A 19,741-nucleotide genomic window follows, 5' to 3' on the forward strand; every position below is an offset into this window, starting at 1 on the left:
TTAGCCGCCCACCATCATCAGCCCGCCGTCCACCGCCAGTAGTTGGCCCGTGATGAAGCCGGAACCGGGACCGGCCAGAAAGACCAGCATCGGCCCGACGTCGCGCGCCGGATCCCCCAGTGCCCCGCCGACCGGAATCATCATCTGCATCTGCTGATCGATGAGGGCGCTCGCGTCCGGGCCGAGGAAATCCCGGAACCGATCCGAGCCGGGCGTCTGCACGGCCGGCGCCAAAGCGTTGACGGTGACCTTGTCGGCGCCCCAGGCTTTGGCGGCCGATCGCGTCCAGGCCTGCACCGCGCCCTTGGTTGCGGCGTAGACCGCCGAGATCGGGCTGCCCATAACGGCTTCGGAGGATCCGAAGTTGATGATCCGGCCGCCCTTGGGATCTTGGTCCCTCATCACCGCGTACACGGCCTGGTTGGTGAGGATGGTCGCCTTCACGTTGGTGTCCAACAGGAACGAGATCTCGTCGCCGCCGATGTATCCTGGCACCCCGGCCTGCCACAGACCCGCCGCGTTCACCAGGACGTCGAGCCCGCCGAGGCGGTCGACGGCTTGTTGCACCATCGCCGAAACGGCGCCGGCGTCACGCACATCGCACTGCAGCCACGCGGCCGCGAGGCCTTCCGGCGGCGGAGTTTGGTGATACGTGGCGACGACCTCGGCCCCCGCCTCGGTGAGGACTCCGACGGCGGCCGCACCGATGCCGGTAGCCCCACCGGTCACCAGGATCCGCCGGCCGTGCAGTGGTGCTGTCGCGTCTGGCATAGCGAAGACGCTAGCCGACGCGCGCCGGCCCGCTAGGCGCGCACCGCGATCGACGACAGCAGGTCGGCCAGCCGATCCGGCTGGTCCACCATCGAGAACGTCCGCGCGCCCTCGATCACCTCGAGCCGCGCGTTGGGAATGGTCGCCGCCAGTCGTTCGCCGTCGCCGAGCTCGAAGAACATGTCATCGGCCGACCAGGCGATCAGCGCGGGCTTGTCGAACTCGTGCAGCCGCGCGGCCACCCCGGTGGTGACCTCCGTACGCAACGACAGGGTGAGCTGACGCAGGTCCTCGGCGATGGCCGGGTCGGATAGCCCCGGGCGCACCCACGCCTCCGTCAGCTCGTCGATGTTGCGGTGCGCAAGGCCGTCGAACGCGCGCTTGCGTGCCGCCGGCACGCGCATGGCCTGGGCCACGGTCTTAAACGTCGCCTTGGACTTGGCGGCCAGAATCACCGGCTTGAGGATCGGCGGCGGAAAGTGTTCGAACGCATCGCAACTCGTGAGCACCAGCGCTCCGAGCCGCTCGGGGTGGTGCACGGCGACGAGTTGGGTGACGACGCCGCCCGTGTCGTTGCCGACCAGCACCACGTCCTCGAGTTCGAGGGCGGCCAGCACCTCGGCGACGATGCCGGCGACGCCGTTGATCGTCCGATCGGCCCCGGGGCGCAGGGGCTCGGGGTGCGCGCCCAGCGGCCAGGTGGGGGCGATGCAGCGCAGGCCGCGATCACCCAATCGTTCGCCGACCCGGCGCCACAAATCGCCGCCCATCATGTACCCGTGCACGAACACGACGGGCCGGCCATTCTCGGGTCCGGATGCTTCGTAGTGGATGGTTCCCGCACTAATGTCGATCGTCGACATGGATAACTCCTACCTCGAACGGTATACTTACAAACAGGCTGTCTGTTCGTAAGTTACCAACAGGCTGTATGGAAATCAAGAGACGCACTCAGGAGGAGCGCTCCGCGGCGACCCGCGACGCGCTGATCTCGGCCGCCCGCAAGCTGTGGGGCCGGCGCGGTTACGCGGAGGTGGGGACGCCGGAGATCGCCGCGGCGGCCGGCGTCACCCGGGGCGCGATGTACCACCAATTCGCGGACAAGGCAACGCTTTTCGGCGAGGTCGTCGAGGCCGTGGAGCAGGATGTGATGGCCCGGATGGCCACGCTGGTCGCCGAGTCGGGGGCGGCGACGCCCGCGGACGCGATCCGGGCCGCGGTCGACGCCTGGCTCGACGTCTCCGGTGATCCCGAGGTGCGCCAGCTGATCCTGCTCGACGCGCCGAGCGTGCTGGGCTGGCCGGCCTTTCGCGACGTCGCCCAGCGGTACAGCCTGGGCATGACCGAGCAGCTGCTCACCGAGGCCGTCCGGGCCGGGCAGCTGGCCAAGCAACCGATGCGGCCGTTGGCCCACATCCTGGTCGGCGCGCTCGACGAGGCCGCCATGGTCATCGCCACCGCCGACGACCCGAAACGCGCGCGGCGGGAGACCGGGCAGGTGCTGCACCGGCTCATCGACGCCATGCTGGACGAGCGTTGACGGTCAGTCGCGGCGAACGTGCGCGACTCCCGCGATGACTCCCTGGATGAGCCGGTCGAGGTGTTCGGGACCTTCGACCGCGGGGCGGCCCGCAACGAACGTCATCATCACCCCGTTGATGAACGTCATGGTGGCGATGGCCTGATCCTCGACCAGTGCGGGATCCGGGACGCTGTCGGCCGGGTGCCATTGGGCGACAACGTCGCGCGCCAGCGCGTAGAGCCCCTCCGCGGACTCGTTGAGGGTGGCCGCCAGTTCGGGATCACGGCTGGCCAGCAACATGATCTCGTAGCGCGCCTTGGCGCGGGTGAGCCAGGGCTCGGTGGCGACATACATGACGATGCGGGCCAGGCCCGCGGTGCCGGCGAATTCGGTCGGCCGGTCGCCCGCGAGTTCGGTCAGCAACGACAGATCGGCGACGTCGAGTTCGTTGAGCCGAGTTGCGACCGCGTGCAGCAACGCTTTTCGGGTCCGGAAGTAGAACGATGTGGTGCCGTCGGGCACCCCGGCGCGTTCGTCGACCTTGGGGTGGCTGACGCCGTGAACCCCGTCGGTGCCGAGTAGCTCTATCGCGGCGTCGGTGAGCTGACGGCGCCGTTCGGGCGCGTTGTGCTTTCTACGTGCAGCAATGCGACCAGTCTAGAACTGGCCGCAGTTGGGCGCGGTGGGTTCTCCGTTGAAGCGCGCCGCGATCCACTGCATCGCCGGTTCACCATCGACGAGCATCGGCAGGGCGTGGTTGACCACGAGCTTGTTGAGGAATGGCGGTTCCTCGTTGGTGCGAAATTCCACGTCGGCACCCTGAGCGCACCAGTCGCGGCCAAGCTGGTTGGCCGCGGTCCACGGCACCAACGGGTCGTAGCGGTTGCTGTTGATCAACACCGGCGCGTTGGGTTTGTAGCGTCCGACGTGCTGCTCATCCAACATGCTGCTGAACGGCTCCTCGTTGATGACCTTCCAGACGTTGTCGTTGAAGTAGGGCTGCAGGTGGCGAAACATGAAATCGAGGATCGTTTGTCCGACGCATTGGCGTGAGGCCGATTCGAGCATGGCCAAACCTCGCGGCGTGAGCTTGGAGCGGATCGCGTCGGCATTCTCGGGGTAGGTGGCGATCGCGCCGTTGATTGCGTAGCCCACCACGCCGACCAGGGCACTGCCGTCGGCGTAGGGCAGCAGTTCCTTGAGGTCGGCCACCGGGGCGCCGGCGTAGGTGCCCACGATATGGAGCTCCGGGGCATAGGACGGCGCCAGTTCGGCCGCCGACGCGACCGCACCGCCGCCCTGCGAATAGCCCCAAAAGGCCACGGGCCCATGCGGATCCAGTGACGTTCCCGGCAGGCGCATCGCTGCCCGCGCGGCGTCGAGCACGGCCTGCCCCTCGGCCACCCGGCCCACGTAGGTGTGCATCGACGGGGTGCCCAAGCCCTCGTAGTCGGTCATCACGATCGCGAAACCGCGGGCGACCATCGTGGCGACGAACAGCTCCTCGTAGTTGAACATGATGTCCCAGCCACCCGAATAGTGGATGCCCTGGTTGAACATTCGCGACGGCGCGCACTGGTTGCCCTGGCCCTGCGTGCCGGGCGCGTAGCTGATCAACGGCCGCGGGCCGCCGCCCGGCCAGTCGTTATACGGCTCGAAGTAGGTACCCGTGACCGCAATCGGATTGCCGTGGGTGTCTTTGCTGCGGTACATGATTCGCGTGCCAGTGGCCATGATCGCGCCCAGTTGACCCGACGGCTCCAGCACCAGCCGCGACGGCTCGGTGCGGATCAGGTCACCCGGCTGGCCCGGCGGCAGGGGATCCGGTGGGGTGTAGAACTCCGCGTACTGCGGTTCGTCGCCGTCGGCCCGTGCGAGTCCGGGGCTGACAAATGCAAAACCGATCACCAGCAGGACAGCGAGGACTCCCCCTACCCGACGCATCACGAAACGGTAACAACGCAGCGGCCCCGGGGAAGAGCATTTCTCTAACTTTTTAGAGATCGGTCGTCAGCGATGGCTCTGGGCAAAGAATTGCCAGATGGTGTCGGTGGCGTCGAGCGCCGTCGACGGCGCCGGGAGGCCCGCCACCCTTTCCGCCAGCGGGCTCGGCTCGCCGCCCGGCCACTGGTGACCCGCGCCCGCGACCGAGATCAGCTCGACGGTGCGCCCGTCGGGGCAGCCGGCGGTCTGCGTCGTCACGCTTCCGGCGGTGCTGGAATTCGGCGGTCCGCACGAGTCGATGGAACGCCAGGTCGCGTTGACCGATTCCGCGGACGGGCCGTCGACGCGCGGATTCCCGTTGGCCGCGAACGCTTTCCCGGGTCCACCGTTGTAGGGGACCCGGTCGTCGGCGGTGCCGTGGATCTGGAGGACGGACGACGGCCGCGCTCGCGAGCAGTCCGTCAGCAGTGTGCCGGCGACGGGCGCGATCGCGGCGAAGGTGTCGGTCTGGCAGCCCAGTCGCAGGGCCATCATGGCCCCGTTCGACATGCCCGTGACATAGACGCGTGCGCGATCGACGGGGATCTGCTGCTCGATCGCTCTGACCATGGCGCCGATGAATGCGACATCGTCGACATTGTCGCGTCCGGGTTCGCCACAACACGTTCCGGCGTTCCAAGCGCGGTTGAGGCCGTCGGGGTAGGCAACCAGGAAACGCCCGTTGTCCGCCTCGCCGTCCCAGTGATAGGAGCGCTCGGCCTGCGCGCCGTTGCCGAAGCCGCCGTGCAGCATGACGACTAGCGGTACGCCGTCGGACAACCCCTGCGGCCGGTACAGGTGAAAGGTTCTGCTCACCCCGCCCGACTGGATGGTTTGAGTGGACTGTCCCAACGGGATCGACTGTGCGCCCGGCGTTCCCGACGCGTGCCCGCCACCGAGGCAGCCGCCGAGCGCGATGACCAACGCCGGAAGGAGACACCCGCCCAGTACCCGAACGCGTCGAGATCGCATGGCCCCATCGTGTCAGCCGAACCGGAATTTGACAAGCAACTTGTCAATCTCATGCGGGTGGCAGACTCTAGGACCATGCGACGCGCTGCGGGTTCCCAGTGGGAGCCGACCGTGCCGGCACTGGTGAACCTGGTGACGGCGTCCGGGGCGCCCCGCTTGCGAGCGGCGTTCGCTGCAGCGGGACTCGACGGGATCCGCCCGGCGCAATCGGTCGCACTCGTGCCGCTTGCGGCCGGCGGACTGCATGCCTCGGATCTCGCGGAGCGACTCAGGGTGAGCCGGCAGGCGGTGGCCCAGGCAGTAGCCGGGCTGGAGCGACATGGCTACGTCAGTCGAGTTCCCGATCCGGTCGACGCGCGGGCCCGCATCATCGAGCTGACACCGCGCGGTCGGCAAGCGCTGCGTGTGATGCGTTCCAGCGCAATCGAACTCGAGAAACGATGGCAACAGGTGTTGGGTGAGCGCCGGCTGGCGGAATTCCGTGAGACGTTGCTGACGTTGCTGTCCGCTACGGAGTCCTGAGGAAAACGTCGTTGAGCGTGACGGTGCGCAGGTTTCGATCGCGGATGATGTCGATCAACTGCGGATAGACGTGCGTGACCGGCAAGTGGTTGAGGTGACCGATGACGATGGACTGCGGCGTGAAGTACTCGTCGGCCATCTTCAGGATGTATTCCTCGGTGATCAGCGTGGAATCCGACAACGAACCCGACCATAAGGTCGGAACGGTGTAGCCGAGCTCGGCGGCCACGGCGTCGACGGCGGCGTTGCGCTTCGCATAGGGCGGCCGATAGTACGGTTTCGCGCCGACCCCGTAGGTCTTCTTCAGGAACTCGTCGTTGCGTGTGAGCTGTTCCGCGATCTGGCCTTGGTTCAGCGTCGTCAAATCCGGATGCGACCAGGTGTGGTTGCCGAGCTGTATCTGCCCCGAATCAACCAGCGGCCGCAGCATCTTCAGGTTCTCGGTCCACGAGTCGTACACGCCGTTGACGAAAAAGGTCATTCGTGCGCCGGTGTCCTTGGCGAGCTGCGTGTAGGCGCGGACCACTTCGCTGCTGACCCCGTCGTCCAGCGTCAGCGCCAGCAAGTCGCCCTCGCCGGGAAGCTTCATCAGCGCTCCGCCACCGGGCAGCGGAATGCGAGCGCTCGGTGGCGGGGGCGGCAACAGGGCCGCCGGGGCGGTCGGGCCCGACGTCGCCACGGACGCTGCGGGCGCCTGAGCAAATGTTCGCGGCTGGGGATCGACCACCAGACGGGCCGCGCCCACGCCGGCTACGGTCGCCGCGGCGAGCGACCCCAGAAAACGACGGCGATTCATCTCAAACATGGCACGGTCTCACAAACCCGGCCGCGCAGCTTTCGAGGTTGGTAACCCGACCCGATTCTCTGCAGGTCGATTGTGGCGGGCACGCGGGCGCGCGAGACGCCCGTCTTGCCGAACTGCGCAGCCACCACAGCAGCGAACCGTACCACTGCCAGCGCCAATATGTCGGATCCGGTACGGGAGAGTCAGCTGTGAATTGCCGGCGGAAGGGGTCGCGGGCCCGCAGCGTGGACTAATGCGGCTCGCCGCCGCCCCGTTGTGGTAGCTGCACGGGCTCGACGCCGGGGGTGCCCAGCGTCGAGGCCAGCCAGGGCAGCGCCGCGGCGAACGCTTGCGCGGCAAACGGCCAGTCATGCCTGCCCGGTTGTGTGACCACCGCGCAGCTGATGCCGTGGCCGGAGGCGGCGTCGCACAGCGCTTTGGCGGCGGCGTCCTGGCCTTCGGGGTTGGCGGACGGGTCGGTGCGGGCGGTGGCGAGCGCGGGATTGGTCGCCTCGGCCATGTTTTGCGCGTCCGAGGACGACGGGATGTCGAACCACCCCGAAACCCCGGTGTAGTGCCCGTGTTTGTTCATGACGGTGATGGGGTCGTACGCGGCCCAGGCGGCGGCGTTGCCGCCGAACAGCTTGGCGACCGTGAGGTCCTTGCTCCCGATGCTGGGAGCGCGGTCGCCGGCGATATCCACGAACGCGCTGAAAATGTCCGGATGCATGACGGCCAGGTCCACCGCGCAGGTCCCGCCCATCGACCACCCGGCGACGCCCCAATTGGCGCGGTCGGCGCTGACGCCGAAGTTCGAGACCATGAACGGCACGACGTCCTTTGTCAGATGGTCGGCGGCGTTGCCGCGGGTGCCGTTGACGCACTCGGTGTCGTTGTCGAAAGAACCGGTGGGATCGACGAACACCAGCACCGGGGCGAATCCGTGATGGCGCGCGGCGAAGTCGTCGATGGTGGTGAAGGCGCCGCCCGGACGCAGCCAGTCGGCGGGCGTGTTGAAGGCCGAACTGACCATCATCACCGTCGGCAGCCGCGGCGGCGGATTGCTGTTGAACCATGCCGGGGGCAGATACACCAGTTCCTCGCGATGGGGGAAGTGCGACGCGTCGGCGCTGATATTCACCGGCACGACAACGCCTTTGGCGGGCTTGGTTCCCGCCACCTGCATCTCGGTCACCCGGAGCCGGTCGATCTGATCGGGCAGCGGTCCCGAGGTGAGTTGATTCCATGCGGCGAGCACGGTGGGGAAGTAACCCACCCACCCGTTGACGGCCAGGGCCGCGCACAACACGCACAGCGGAACGGCCAGCAGCGCCAGCACGCGCCGCCACCACCGGGCCCCGGGCCAGCCCAGCAGAAGCACCGCCAGCGCGAGTCCGCTCATGGCCAGCCACAGCCACAGCGACACGGGCGCGGGGTCGCCGGCCACCCCCAGCGACGTGATGTACCAGTACGACAGCGCCGTCGCCGCGCCCGCGACGCCCAGCGCCACCGGCAATGCCCAGCTGCGCCAGCGCCGCCTGCGCACTCCGATGGCGGTGACGGCCACGAGCAGCGCGATCGCCTGCACCGCGACCGGGAACCAGCCGCGCAGCAACGAGAGCTGTCCGAAGAAGTGACTCAACAGTCGCGACCTTCGCTAGATCCGGAGGTTGAGGACACCAACTATCCCATATCGACGTCGTCGATCGTGGTAGCGAAGCCGCGCAGCCGCAGGCTGTTGCCGACGACGAAGACGCTGGAGAACGCCATCGCGGCGCCGGCGAACATCGGATTGAGCAGTCCGAGCGCGGCCAGCGGGATCGCGGCGACGTTGTAGCCGAAGGCCCACCACAGGTTGGTCTTGATCGTGGCCAGCGTTCGGCGGGAGAGCCGGATCGCGTCCGCGGCAACGCGCAGGTCGCCGCGCACCAGCGTGAGGTCGGCGGCCTCGATCGCCACATCCGTGCCGGTGCCCATCGCCAGCCCCAGATCGGCGGCGGCCAGCGCGGCGGCGTCGTTCACTCCGTCGCCGACCATCGCGACGACCCTGCCCTCGGATTGCAGACGCTTGACGGCGGCGACCTTGTCGGCGGGCATCGTGTCGGCGATGACGTGGGTGATGCCGACCTCATCGGCGATGCGCTCGGCGACCGTCTGGTTGTCGCCGGTCAGCAGCACCGGCGTCAGCCCGAGGCGTTTGAACTGCCAGACGGCTTCGGCGCTGGTCGGTTTGACGGTGTCGGCGACCACCAGGATGCCGCGGGCGTGGCCGTCCGAGCCGACCGCGACGGCGGTCTTGCCCTGGGCCTCGGCGTGGGCCTTCGCCGCCGACAACGTCGCGTCGAGGTGCTGTGCTCGATCGGCCAGCAGGCTCTCCCGCCCGACAACGACCTCGTGGCCGTCGACCACTCCCCGGACACCCTTGCCCTCCACGCCCGCGAAGTCTTCGGCTGCCGGGAGCGTGCCGAGTTCCCCCTTTGCCGCGTCGGCGATCGCCCGTGCGATGGGGTGCTCGGAGGCGTCTTCCAGGGCGCCGGCGTAGGCCAACAACGTCCGGCGGTCGGTGTGTGGTCCGGTGATCACGTCGACGAGCGTCATCTTGCCGGCGGTCACGGTGCCGGTCTTGTCGAGCACGATCGTGTCGACCCTGCGGGTGGATTCCAGCATTTCGGGTCCTTTGATCAGGACGCCGAATTGCGCGGCGCGACCGGTTCCGACCAGCAGCGCGGTCGGTGTCGCAAGCCCGAGCGCGCAGGGGCAGGCGATGATGAGCACCGCGACGGCGGCCGTCAATGCCGCACTCAGCGGGAATCCGGCGCCAAGCCAACCCGCGAGGGTGGCCACGGCGATAGCGATGACGATCGGGACGAACACGCCGGAGATCCGGTCGGCGAGCCGCTGGACCTCGGCCTTGCCCGATTGGGCCGCCTCGACGAGCCGGGCCATTTGCGCGAGCTGGGTGTCGTCGCCGACCCGGGTGGCGCGCACGGCAAGGCGGCCGCCGGCGTTCACGGTGGCGCCGGTGACGGTGTCGCCGGGTCCGACCTCGACGGGGACGGACTCGCCGGTGAGCATCGAGGCGTCCACGGCTGAGGAGCCCGAGACGACGATCCCGTCCGTGGCGATCTTCTCGCCGGGCCGCACCACGAACACGTCGCCGACGACGAGTTGGTCGACGGGGATGCGACTCTCGGACCCGTCGCGCAGCACCGCGACGTCCTTGGCGCCGAGCTCCAGCAGGGCGCGCAGCGCCGCCCCCGCGCGCCGCTTGGAGCGCTTTTCGAAGTAGCGGCCGGCCAGCACGAACAACGTCACGCCCGCGGCGACTTCGAGATAGATGTTGCCGGCGCCGTCGCCACGGCTGACGGTCAATTCGAAGCGGTGGCGCACGCCCGGTTCCCCCGCGGCACCCAGGAACAGCGCATACAGCGACCAAACGAACGCTGACAGGGTCCCGATCGACACGAGGGTGTCCATCGTGGCGACGCCGTGTTTGAGGTTGGCCCACGCGGCCGCGTGGAACGGCCAGCCCGCCCAGACGACGACGGGCGCGGCCAGCGCCAGTGATGCCCATTGCCAGTAGCGGAACTCCAACGCCGGGATCATCGCCATGGCGATCACCGGGGTGGCGAGCACGGTTGCGGCGATCAGGCGGGTGCGAAGCGAGGCCAGCTCGGCGTCGTCACCCCTCGACTTCGTCGCGGGTTCGTCGTGCGGTGGCGGCAGGGCTGCGCGGTAGCCCGTCTTCTCGACCTCGGCGATCAGCGACCGCGGGTCGAACCCGGCGGGCACGGTGATGGTGGCCTTCTCCGTCGCGTAGTTGACCGACGCGGTGACGCCGTCGAGAGTGTTCAGTTTCTTTTCGATGCGCATGGCGCACGAGGCGCAGGTCATTCCCGCGATTTCCAGCTCGATAATGCGCGCCTGCCCGCCGTGGCGCCCGGTCAGCCGGTATTCGCTGGTGGTCATGAAGCTCCTTCCGCATATACCCCATAGGGGTATAACCTCGGATGCAGCGCGGTATTCCCGTTAGGGCCGGCGCGCGGCGCCCAATAGTGCGTCGGTCGGCGACACTCACTGAGGTCAACCACGATTGTGCCCGGCGAGGATTTAGCAGTAGGAAACGCCCATGTCGACCGACACCTGGGTGCCGGTGACGAATCTGGATTGGTCGGACGCCAACCAGGCGACGGCGTCGGCGATGTCCTCGGGCTGGGCGGTGCCTTCGGGCAACAGTGGCCTGTTCAGGCCCCGCAGGTACGGATAGGTGTCGGCGGCGGATCGGATTGCGTCGCGCATCCGGCCGCCGCCCATGGGTGTGGCGACGGCCCCGGGATGCACGCTGTTGACGCGGATGCCGTGGCGGCCGAGCTCGGCGGCAAAGGCGCGCGCCATCCCGGTGACGGCGTGCTTGCTCACCACGTAATGCACCATGAACGGCTCCATTTTGATGCCGGCGGCCGAGCCGATGAGGACGATCGAGCCGCCGCGGCCTCCGTCGATGATGTGACGAGCGCTCGCCATCACCGTGTTCCACGTACCGGTCACGTTCGTGTCGATGGTGTCGCGGAAGGCGGCGGGGGTGATGTGATCCCAGGGCGCCGGGCTGCAGATGCCGGCGTTGGCGACAACAATGTCGAGCCGGCCGAGCTCACCGACCGCGTTGTCGACGGCGGCGGTGAGCGCGTCGACGTCGCGGATGTCGACGGCCGCGGTGATGACGCGCGGGCCGTTGGCGGTTACCAGCCGGGCCGTTTCGGCCAGATCATCGGGGGTCGCCGAATCGTAGGGAACGCTGGGGGGTAAGGGTCCGGCGATATCGAGGGCGATGACGTCGGCGCCTTCGGCGCTGAGTCGCACCGCGTGTGCCCGCCCTTGTCCGCGTGCGGCGCCGGTGATCAGCGCGACTTTCCCCGAGAGTGACTGGCTCATCGGTCCGAAGCGTAGCCTCGACCTGGCGCTGCCGGACAGCCGGAAGGAGGACGTCATGACCGTCACGATCGTCGACCGGGGACCCCGACAGGTGAGCCGCAGAGTCGAAGTCGCCGCGCCGGCCGCCGACCTGTACGCGCTCGCCGCCGATCCCCGGCGCCACCCCGAGCTGGACGGCTCGGGCACGGTGCGCGACAACATCGAAGTGCCGCCGCAACTCGTTGAGGGATCGAAGTTTTCGACGAAGATGAGGATGTACGGCCTGCCCTACCGCATCACCAGCACGATCACCGAACTCAAGCCCAACGAAGTGGTCGAATGGCGGCACCCGCTCGGACACCGCTGGCGCTGGGAATTCGAGGCGCTTTCGCCGACCCTGACCCGGGTCACCGAGACGTTCGACTATCGCGACGCCGGTGCGCTCAAGAACAAGCTGAAGTACTACGAACGGATGGGTTTCCGGAAGGCCAATGCGACGGGTATAGAGAAGACGCTGGCCAACCTGCGCGACCGCTACGCCGGATAGGCCAGGCCGGATCTCCGGGCTGCAACTCATCTCGACCGATTGGGTCACTGAACCCAATCGTGTCGCCAATCGTGTCCTCTAGGAACAATTGCTCTCAGCATTTATGCCCGGAAGGACGCTCCTCGATGACCGACAACAGCCCGATCCTTGGCGCAACATCTCGCCCGGTGGCGCAATCGCTGACCAGCTGGGGACAGCTCATCAGCCGTTACGGGCTGGTAGTGGTCTTGACCTGGATCGGGTTCGGAAAGTACGTGAAGATGGAATCCCGGGTGCTGATCGAGCACAGCCCGCTGATGAGCTGGATCTACGACGTCCTCAGCGCCACCGCCGTCGCACGGGGCCTGGGGACGATGGAAATCGTTGCCGCGCTTCTCATTGCGCTGCGGCCGCTATCGCCGCGGGCCTCGGCGGCCGGCAGCACGCTGGCGGTGGTGCTGTTCTTGGGAACGCTGAGCTTTTTGTTCACCACCCCGGGCGTGGTCGCGCACCACGCCGCCGGCCTTCCCGTCCTGTCGGCGCTACCCGGCCAATTTCTACTCAAGGATCTTGTGCTGATCGGAGTTGCCGTGTGGACCCTGGGCGATTCGCTTGCGGCCGTGCCCGCTTCGCGCGGTAAGCGCGCCCGCATCAGCGCTTGAAAAGCGTTCCCCTGATTAGTTTTTTCGCCGAGTCCACCGTGTCGTCATAGTCCGTCGGCGACAAAGTGCCGGCTTGCTCCGACAGACCACGCGCCAGCGCGCAGATGGTCTCCGCCGTGGCCGCCGTGCCGATGTCGGGGGCGAGCATCCCATGCGCCCGGGCATCCTCGATGATCCCGGTGACGATGTCGCGTAAGGCCTTGGAACCCGGGTATTTTGGGCCCCCGCGCCGCACCTGCGCGTTGCCCTGGGCTCGCATCGCCCGCAAGAAGGCGGTCAGGTAGGGATAGTCGCGCATCAACTGTCCGTACTCGTCGAGCACCGCATCGAGCCGATCTACGACGTGATCGCCGTCTGCGGCGGCGGCACGCAGCCGGTGCGACACGATCTGCTCGATTTCCTCGCCGGTCGCATTGAGCAGTTCGGATTTGTTCGGAAAGTAGTGATACAGGCTGCCGCTGGTCATGTCGGCCGCGCGGGCGATTTCGCGGATCGTCGCCTTCGAGTAGCCGACCTCGGCCACACACCTCATGGTTGCGACGATGATCCGCCGGCGCGTTTCCTCGCCACTGGCGCCCACGGGGCGGCCCAGCTGTGTTCGGGTCATGGTGGGTCGGGTCCTCACTGATATGTGGTCGAATATATTCGACCGACCAACGACTTCCGGCTCCCGCGGAGGTGCATGACCGCCACGCCGTCGCAGCTCGGGCGTCCGGTGGGCGCAAACGCCAAGCAGACTCGCCGACGAATCATCACCGCGGCGATGCGCTGCGTGGGCGAGGTCGGCTATTCGCAAGCGACGATCCGCGAAATCGCCCGCGCGGCCGACATGACCAGCGGCAGCCTGTATCACTACTTTCCCAACAAATCGGAACTGATCAAGGCAACGATCTCGGCCCGGGCCGACGCGTCCATGCCCCGCCTGCGGCAGGCCGCGCAACGCCCGGGCAATGTCATCGACCGAATCGAAGCGGTGCTCGACGAGTGCGGACAACTGATGCGCGAGTACCCGGACCTCGCCGCGTTCGAATGGGCGATCCGGGCGGAAAACGTCATGGCTTCGGGTGAGCGGGAAGCGCAAAATACCGGCTTCGAGACGTTCCGCGAGATTATCCGGGGCATGGTCGACGAGGCAGACCGCCGCGGCGAGCTCGCCGACAGCCCCGACCCGCGAGCCACCGTCGAGGCGATTTATGCGCTCGTCTACGGACTGACGGAGCTGGCCGCCACCCTTTCGGCCGAGGAGTACCAGGCCGCCCTGAGTTCGGCCAAGGTGCTGGTCAGGGGCGCGCTGTTTGGTCGGTCGTAGCGATCTGCTTGATATGATCAAGCGATTGATTATAGAGTCGGGCTCACCTAGAGCGGAGCCGAGACCTTGACCGAGACCGTGGGGTGCGCGTTCGACGTCGATGCCCTGCGGCAGAAATACGCCGCGGAGCGGGCCCGGCGGCTCCGGCCCGACGGGATTGCCCAGTATGTGGAGATCGCCGGCGAGTTCGCCCGGTTCGGCGACGACCCCTGGGTGGACGGCACGTTCGCGCGCGAGCCGCTGCGCGACCAGGTGGATGTGGCGATCATCGGTGCGGGTTTCGGAGGGCTGCTGACCGGCGTACGGCTGCGTCAACTCGGCGTGCAAAGTATCCGGTTGATCGACAGGGCGGCCGACGTGGGCGGCACCTGGTATTGGAACCGCTATCCGGGCATCGCCTGCGATGTCGAGTCCTACGTGTACATGCCGCTGCTGGAGGAGCTCGGCTACGTCCCCACCGAAAAATACGCCAAGGGGCCCGAGATCTTCGCGCACTGCCAGCGCATCGCCGAGCGCTACGACCTGTACCGCGATGCCTGCCTACAGACGGATGTGCACGAGATCCGTTGGGACGGAGCAAGTTCGCGGTGGATCATCCGCACCGACCGGGGCGACGAGATGCGGGCCCGGTTCGTATCGATGGCCAACGGGTATCAGGCGAAACCCAAGCTGCCCGGCATCCCGGGGATCGGCGCCTTCAACGGGAAGGCGTTTCACACCAGCAGGTGGGACTACGACTACACCGGCGCGAAGCTGGAGAATCTCGCCGGTAAGCGTGTCGGGATCATCGGTACCGGCGCGACGGCGATCCAGTGTGTGCCGCACTTGGCCGCGGCCGCGCAGCGGCTCTACGTCTTCCAGCGCACACCCTCGTCGGTGGACGTGCGGGCCAACCGGCCCACGGATCCGCAGTGGGCCAGCACATTACAGCCGGGCTGGCAGCGCGAGCGGATTCAGAACTTCCAGATCCTGACGGCCGGCGGGCAGGCACCTGAAGACCTCGTCGCCGATGCCTGGACGAGCATCACCCGCAAACTTCCGGTAATGCGCCATGACGGCAGTGACCTGCAAGGGGCGGCCGACCCCGAACAGCGGACCCGTGACATCGAGATCGCCGACTTCGCCAAGATGGAGGAGATCCGGGCGCGCGTCGATGACATCGTCGTCGACCGCGTCACCGCTGAGTCGCTCAAACCCTGGTACGGGTACTTCTGCAAACGGCCCTGCTTTCACGACGAATATCTGCAAGCGTTCAACCGCGACAACGTCGCATTGGTGGACACCCGGGGCCGCGGAGTGGAACGCATCACCGAGTCCGGCGTCGTCGTCGACGGGGTTTCGTACGACCTCGACTGTCTCATCTTCGCAACGGGTTTCGAGGTGGGCACCGACTACTGCCGCCGCACCGGGTTCGAGCTGATCGGCCGCGACGGCGTCACGCTGACCCAACGGTGGGACGACGGCGTCCGCACGTTTCAGGGGCTGTGCGCCAACGGTTTTCCGAACTGCTTCATCGAAAGCATCGCCCAGGCGGGCCTCACGGTGAACTTTCCCTACCTGCTCGACGTGCAGGCGACCCACGTTGCATGGATCATCGCGTGGGCCCTGGAACACGATGCCATCGAAGTCGAGGCGTCACCCGGCGCCGAGGCCGCCTGGGTGGACACGGTCGTCGCCCGGTCGGTCGCAAGCGCCGAGCGCGCCAGGACGTGCACGCCCGGCTACTACAACCGCGAGGGAAAAGCGGACGCCAAGACCCGGCAGGGCAGCTTCTTCTTCGGCGCACCCACGGAGTACGCCGACATCTTGGAGAAGTGGCGCGCCGCAGGGGATTTGGACGGCCTCGAGATTCGCGGTCCGGGGGACGCGTGGTGACGCGTCGCAGACGCTACGTCGTCGGGCGGATCAGAGCGGCGACTCGGCGTCGACGCTCTCCGAAGGTCGCGATCATCGGCGCGGGTTTCGGCGGCCTCGCCACGGCGGTGGCGTTGCGCCGTGCCGGCATCGACGACTTGGTGATCATCGAGGCCGACGACGGCATCGGTGGGACCTGGCGCCGTAACACCTATCCCGGCGCCGCCTGCGATATCCAGAGCCACTTGTATTCTTTTTCGTTCGCGCCCAACAAATCCTGGAGCCGCACCTACGCCCGGCAGCCGGAGATTCTGGCCTACCTGGAGTCGGTCGCCGACAACTTCGACTTGCGGCGCCACCTGATGCTCGGCACCAGGGTGCGCACGGTGCGCTGGAATGCCGACACCTGGCGGTGGGACTGCCAGGTGGACCGCGCCGGGCAGACCGCAACCGTGTCGGCCGACGCCGTGGTTTGCGCGGTCGGCCTGTTCGGCTGCATCAAGCTTCCCGACATCGAAGGCGTCGCCGACTTCAACGGTGCGCTGATGCACACCGCACGATGGGATCACGGCATCGAGTTGGCGGGCAAGCAGGTCGCGGTGATCGGCACCGGCGCCAGCGGAGTGCAGGTCGTTCCCGAACTGGCCAAGATCGCCGACCGCCTCGTTGTGTTTCAGCGCACGCCGCCGTGGATGGTGCCCAAGGACGACCGTCCCTACAGCGCAAGCGAATTGGCGCGATTTCGGCGCAACCCGGTGGCGATGCGTCGCACCCGGTGGCAGATCTGGAAATTCCAGCACGACAACACCGCCACGTTTGCCGACGACCCGATCGTGGCGGCCCGCTCACACGTCGCGACATCGTTCCTGGAGCGCACCGTGGACGACGCGCGCTTGCGCCGCGCGCTGACACCGGATTATCCCTTCCGCTGCAAGCGGGTCCTGTTGGGCGACGACTATTACCGCGCGTTGCAGCAGCCCAACGTCGAGCTCGTCACCGACCCCATCGAGCGCATCACCGAGACGTCGGTGCTCACCGCGGCCGGAGACGCCGTCGACGTCGATGCGATCGTGCTGGCCACCGGATTCGAGACGTCGAGTTACCTCGCGGGCATCGACGTGATCGGGGTCGGCGGGCAGAGTCTGCACGAACGGTGGGGATCCGACCCCAGCGCCTACTTGGGTGTGGCCGTCGGTGGATTCCCGAACTTCTTCATGCTCTATGGCCCCAACACCAACCAGGGCGGCAACTCGATCGTCTACATCCTGGAGGCGGCAGCGCGCCTAGTGGCCAGCGCGGTGAGCAGGGTGGCGCGCCGAGGCGGATACGTCGATGTGCACCCGGAGGCCGAAAAGCGCTACAACGACCGGCTTTCCGCGGACCTCGAGCGCACCATCTGGACGCAGTGCGACAGCTACTTTCGTTCGCCCACGGGACGCATCGTCACCCAATGGCCGTACACCGAGCTGGAGTACGCCCGGCGCACCTGGCGGCTGCGGCCGCGGGACTGGGTGCACCGCACCGGGCCGGCCCCGGGTCGCCGGCCGCAGGCGGACGCGGGACAGCGCGCGTTTGCCGGCGCGGCCGACTGAGATCGGTGACTTCCTAGCTGGCGCTGCCCGCCTTGATTGCGGCGATGACCCCGCCGTCGACGAGCAGGTCGGTGCCGGTGATGAACGAGGCGTCCGGCCCCAGCAAAAACGCGGTGGCGGCGGCGATGTCCTCCGGAGTTCCCAGGCGACCGGTCGCTGACATGGCCACCATCGCTCGCATGCCGTCACCGACGGGAGAGGCCAGCTCCTGCTGGCCCATGGGTGTGGAAATGACGCCGGGACTGATCGAGTTGATGCGGGCGCCCCGCCGTCCCCAGTGGGCGCTGGCGGCGCGGACGCGAATGTGGTTGGCCTGCTTGGCTATTGGATAAGCAAGGTTCGGGTCCGTGATGCCGCTGATGAAGTCCAGCTGCAGCAACTCGCTGGGCGGGTTGTGGGCGAGCGCACGCTCTTGGTCGGCGCCCATCGGCGGGAACATGTGGCCGGCCATGCTGGCGATCACGACGCCCGCGCCGCCCGGTGCGATGACCTCACCGAACTCGTCGAGAACCAGCGCGACGCCGAGCAGGTCGACGGCCAGGATCGCTTCGGCGGGGGCCTGCGACGGGGACAGCCCGGCGGTGTGAGCCACTTGCGTGACGCTGCCGAGCGACGCCGCGTACTCGGCGAGCCCGTGCACGGATTCCGCCGACGCGACATCGACGCTGCGGCTTTCGACGTGATGGCCGTCCGCGGTCAGCGATTCGGCCACCGCCACCAGCGTTTCGTCGCTGTAGTCGGCGAGCAGCACGGTCTTGCCGGCACCCAGGCGCCGTGCAATCGCTTGGCCCATGCCGCCCACGCCGATGACGGTCAACACTTCTCGAGCCACGGCCGCTCCATCCGAGTCGTTGCTAGTCAGGCGCGATGGTATCCAAGAGATCGCGCCTCCTAGGTCGCGGCTCCGGAACCCTCCAACGAAGGGTGACCGCCGTGGCGGATGGCCTTCCCGATGAACGGCGCCCGAATGGTGGCAGCCAGGTGGTGGCGATTGATGATCAGCCCCGCGATGGCCACCACCGTGTAGACAACGCAAAGCAACAACCGGCCCTGGGTCGAGGCGATCGGGAACTGGACGGCGAACAACCCCAGCAGCGCCCAGGCCGCCGCCCGGTGGAAGCGCAGCGCCAGGATGAGGGCGACGCCCATCAGGGTTTGGGTGGCGGTGAGGAGCACCTCTTCGATCTGGCGGGAGTCGAGCTCCAGGGAGAATCCGCCGCCCCCCAGCAGGTGCGACACCGGCAAGGATCCAATCAACAGCGTCCATTGGTTGACCTTGGACGAGATCAGCGTGGCGATGGCCGCCGTGCCCTTGCCGCGGGCGGCGAAGATGGTCGCGATGATGAACTCGGGCGCTTCGGAGGCCAAGGGGGCGAGCCACTGAACCAGCAGGAAGCGGTCGACGCCCAACTCGGTGCCCGCCGCGACGAGATTGTCGGCGAATGGTTTGGCGCACAGCAGAATTACCGCGCCGGACGCCGCGAAGAGGCCGACGACGGTGATCCGCCGACGGCGGTCGGGCAGCCCACCGAGCGCGGCGGCGGTACCGATCAGGTCGGGCTCTTCCACCTCGCCGTGGCTGACTTTGTAGAGGTAGAAGCCGAACCAGGCCAACAGCACCAGCCCGAGAGCCAGGTGGATTTGGCCGATCGCGGGTATCGCGAAAGCGATCACACCCGCAATCAGCAGGAAGCCGAGTTCGACGCGATTGGCCGGTGCCAGCCGCAAGGCGGCAGCCTTGGCAACGCCGGCTTTGCGTGCCACCGCAATGCTGACCAGCACCACGACCGGCCAGCCCAGGCCCATCAGCAGCCGGTTGGATCCCGTCATGTTGGCCGCCGCGTACTGGGTGTAGTCCGGATTGTGGCCGGAGACGTACGCGTAGTAGAGGTCGACGGCGTACTCGGGCAGCACCGCGATCAACGCCAGGATCGCGATCGCAAGCCCGCCGGAAACATCGATCTGCGCGGCTTCGGCCGCCCACGCCAGGACGAAACTGGCCGCCACCACCGCGGCCCCGAAAATCAGCAGGGCGGCGACGGGGTCCGGATGCAGGCCGACGATTCGCACCACTACCGCCGGCACGATGAACAGCGTGGTGAGGACAGCCGAGCGGGTCAGCGTGCGGCGCGGCGAGCGTGCCGCCGTCGCGGCGCGGGCAGGCGGCCTGCCAGTTGCGAGCATGTCATCCTTCGGTCCGGAGGTGCCGATCACTGGTCTTACTTCGGCTCGCGGGCCGGGCGAACTGCTTTCCAAAACTACCCGACGGTGTCCGCGCCAGCAACGTCGCGGACGAGTGAGGCAACGCGCCCCATCGGCAGTCTTTGCTGGCC

General features: G+C 67.6%; 19 protein-coding genes. 7 read left to right on the top strand and 12 right to left on the bottom strand.

What is annotated here, in order from left to right:
• Together A5747_RS00300 and A5747_RS00305 are read right to left on the bottom strand one after the other, a co-directional pair.
• The gene (locus A5747_RS00300; protein WP_076121315.1) at positions 1–771 is read right to left on the bottom strand and encodes an SDR family NAD(P)-dependent oxidoreductase; all 771 of its coding nucleotides are present in this window, start codon (positions 769–771) and stop codon (positions 1–3) included.
• Between the two features lie 32 nt (positions 772–803).
• Complete coding sequence (locus A5747_RS00305) at positions 804–1,634, bottom strand: alpha/beta fold hydrolase (protein ID WP_076121317.1); 831 nt, start codon at positions 1,632–1,634, stop codon at positions 804–806.
• 68 nt (positions 1,635–1,702) lie between these two features.
• On the opposite strand from A5747_RS00305, the gene A5747_RS00310 reads away from it, so the two are divergent.
• Positions 1,703–2,311, top strand: coding sequence for a TetR/AcrR family transcriptional regulator (locus tag A5747_RS00310; protein ID WP_076121319.1), 609 nt, complete (start codon positions 1,703–1,705; stop codon positions 2,309–2,311).
• A gap of 3 nt (positions 2,312–2,314) precedes the next feature.
• Here the strand turns inward: A5747_RS00310 and A5747_RS00315 are convergent, their stop codons facing one another.
• The 3 genes from A5747_RS00315 to A5747_RS00325 all read right to left on the bottom strand — a co-directional run bounded on the left by A5747_RS00315 (position 2,315) and on the right by A5747_RS00325 (position 5,248).
• Positions 2,315–2,941, bottom strand: coding sequence for a TetR/AcrR family transcriptional regulator (locus A5747_RS00315; RefSeq protein WP_255376684.1), 627 nt, complete (start codon positions 2,939–2,941; stop codon positions 2,315–2,317).
• Positions 2,942–2,950: 9 nt separating this feature from the next.
• Positions 2,951–4,237 (bottom strand): lipase family protein, encoded by a 1,287-nt coding sequence (locus A5747_RS00320; RefSeq protein WP_139333275.1) that lies wholly within the window; start codon positions 4,235–4,237, stop codon positions 2,951–2,953.
• Between the two features lie 66 nt (positions 4,238–4,303).
• Complete coding sequence (locus A5747_RS00325; RefSeq protein ID WP_076121325.1) at positions 4,304–5,248, bottom strand: PHB depolymerase family esterase; 945 nt, start codon at positions 5,246–5,248, stop codon at positions 4,304–4,306.
• A gap of 75 nt (positions 5,249–5,323) precedes the next feature.
• Between A5747_RS00325 and A5747_RS00330 the strand changes: the two genes are divergently transcribed.
• Positions 5,324–5,770 (top strand): MarR family winged helix-turn-helix transcriptional regulator, encoded by a 447-nt coding sequence (locus A5747_RS00330; protein ID WP_076121327.1) that lies wholly within the window; start codon positions 5,324–5,326, stop codon positions 5,768–5,770.
• Here the strand turns inward: A5747_RS00330 and A5747_RS00335 are convergent.
• The 4 genes from A5747_RS00335 to A5747_RS00350 all read right to left on the bottom strand — a co-directional run bounded on the left by A5747_RS00335 (position 5,757) and on the right by A5747_RS00350 (position 11,486).
• Positions 5,757–6,566, bottom strand: a complete 810-nt coding sequence (locus A5747_RS00335; RefSeq protein ID WP_076121329.1) for a polysaccharide deacetylase family protein — start codon at positions 6,564–6,566, stop codon at positions 5,757–5,759. The two genes, A5747_RS00330 and A5747_RS00335, sit on opposite strands and share 14 nt — an antisense overlap.
• Before the next feature lie 238 nt (positions 6,567–6,804).
• A complete protein-coding gene (locus A5747_RS00340) occupies positions 6,805–8,196 on the bottom strand; it encodes an alpha/beta hydrolase family protein (RefSeq protein WP_076121330.1) in 1,392 nt (463 codons plus the stop codon).
• A gap of 41 nt (positions 8,197–8,237) precedes the next feature.
• A complete protein-coding gene (locus A5747_RS00345; RefSeq protein WP_076121332.1) occupies positions 8,238–10,523 on the bottom strand; it encodes a cation-translocating P-type ATPase in 2,286 nt (761 codons plus the stop codon).
• A gap of 141 nt (positions 10,524–10,664) precedes the next feature.
• On the bottom strand, positions 10,665–11,486 hold the full coding sequence (locus A5747_RS00350; RefSeq protein WP_076121334.1) for a mycofactocin-coupled SDR family oxidoreductase: 822 nt from the start codon (positions 11,484–11,486) through the stop codon (positions 10,665–10,667).
• A 55-nt stretch (positions 11,487–11,541) separates the two neighbouring features.
• Between A5747_RS00350 and A5747_RS00355 the strand changes: the two genes are divergently transcribed.
• Positions 11,542–12,012 (top strand): SRPBCC family protein, encoded by a 471-nt coding sequence (locus A5747_RS00355; protein WP_076121609.1) that lies wholly within the window; start codon positions 11,542–11,544, stop codon positions 12,010–12,012.
• 125 nt (positions 12,013–12,137) lie between these two features.
• The gene (locus A5747_RS00360; protein WP_076121336.1) at positions 12,138–12,653 is read left to right on the top strand and encodes a DUF417 family protein; all 516 of its coding nucleotides are present in this window, start codon (positions 12,138–12,140) and stop codon (positions 12,651–12,653) included.
• Here A5747_RS00360 and A5747_RS00365 read toward each other — a convergent pair.
• The gene (locus tag A5747_RS00365) at positions 12,643–13,260 is read right to left on the bottom strand and encodes a TetR/AcrR family transcriptional regulator (protein ID WP_076121338.1); all 618 of its coding nucleotides are present in this window, start codon (positions 13,258–13,260) and stop codon (positions 12,643–12,645) included. The genes A5747_RS00360 and A5747_RS00365 overlap by 11 nt on opposite strands.
• Positions 13,261–13,335: 75 nt before the next feature.
• Between A5747_RS00365 and A5747_RS00370 the strand changes: the two genes are divergently transcribed.
• From A5747_RS00370 to A5747_RS00380, 3 genes are all read left to right on the top strand, one after another.
• Positions 13,336–13,962 carry a TetR/AcrR family transcriptional regulator gene (locus A5747_RS00370; RefSeq protein WP_076121340.1) on the top strand — a complete coding sequence of 209 codons (627 nt, stop codon included), beginning with the start codon at positions 13,336–13,338 and terminating at the stop codon, positions 13,960–13,962.
• Between the two features lie 66 nt (positions 13,963–14,028).
• On the top strand, positions 14,029–15,837 hold the full coding sequence (locus A5747_RS00375; RefSeq protein WP_076121342.1) for an NAD(P)/FAD-dependent oxidoreductase: 1,809 nt from the start codon (positions 14,029–14,031) through the stop codon (positions 15,835–15,837).
• Positions 15,834–17,408 carry a flavin-containing monooxygenase gene (locus A5747_RS00380; protein ID WP_369804958.1) on the top strand — a complete coding sequence of 525 codons (1,575 nt, stop codon included), beginning with the start codon at positions 15,834–15,836 and terminating at the stop codon, positions 17,406–17,408. The genes A5747_RS00375 and A5747_RS00380 overlap by 4 nt, the downstream gene beginning before the upstream one ends.
• A 13-nt stretch (positions 17,409–17,421) precedes the next feature.
• Here the strand turns inward: A5747_RS00380 and A5747_RS00385 are convergent, their stop codons facing one another.
• Together A5747_RS00385 and A5747_RS00390 are read right to left on the bottom strand one after the other, a co-directional pair.
• Positions 17,422–18,240, bottom strand: coding sequence for an SDR family oxidoreductase (locus tag A5747_RS00385; RefSeq protein ID WP_076121346.1), 819 nt, complete (start codon positions 18,238–18,240; stop codon positions 17,422–17,424).
• Between the two features lie 59 nt (positions 18,241–18,299).
• The gene (locus tag A5747_RS00390) at positions 18,300–19,592 is read right to left on the bottom strand and encodes a sodium:proton exchanger (RefSeq protein ID WP_076121611.1); all 1,293 of its coding nucleotides are present in this window, start codon (positions 19,590–19,592) and stop codon (positions 18,300–18,302) included.
• Positions 19,593–19,741: the final 149 nt, after the last annotated feature.

The sequence above is a fragment of the Mycobacterium sp. IS-836 genome, from assembly GCF_001954275.1.
Lineage (GTDB): Bacteria > Actinomycetota > Actinomycetes > Mycobacteriales > Mycobacteriaceae > Mycobacterium.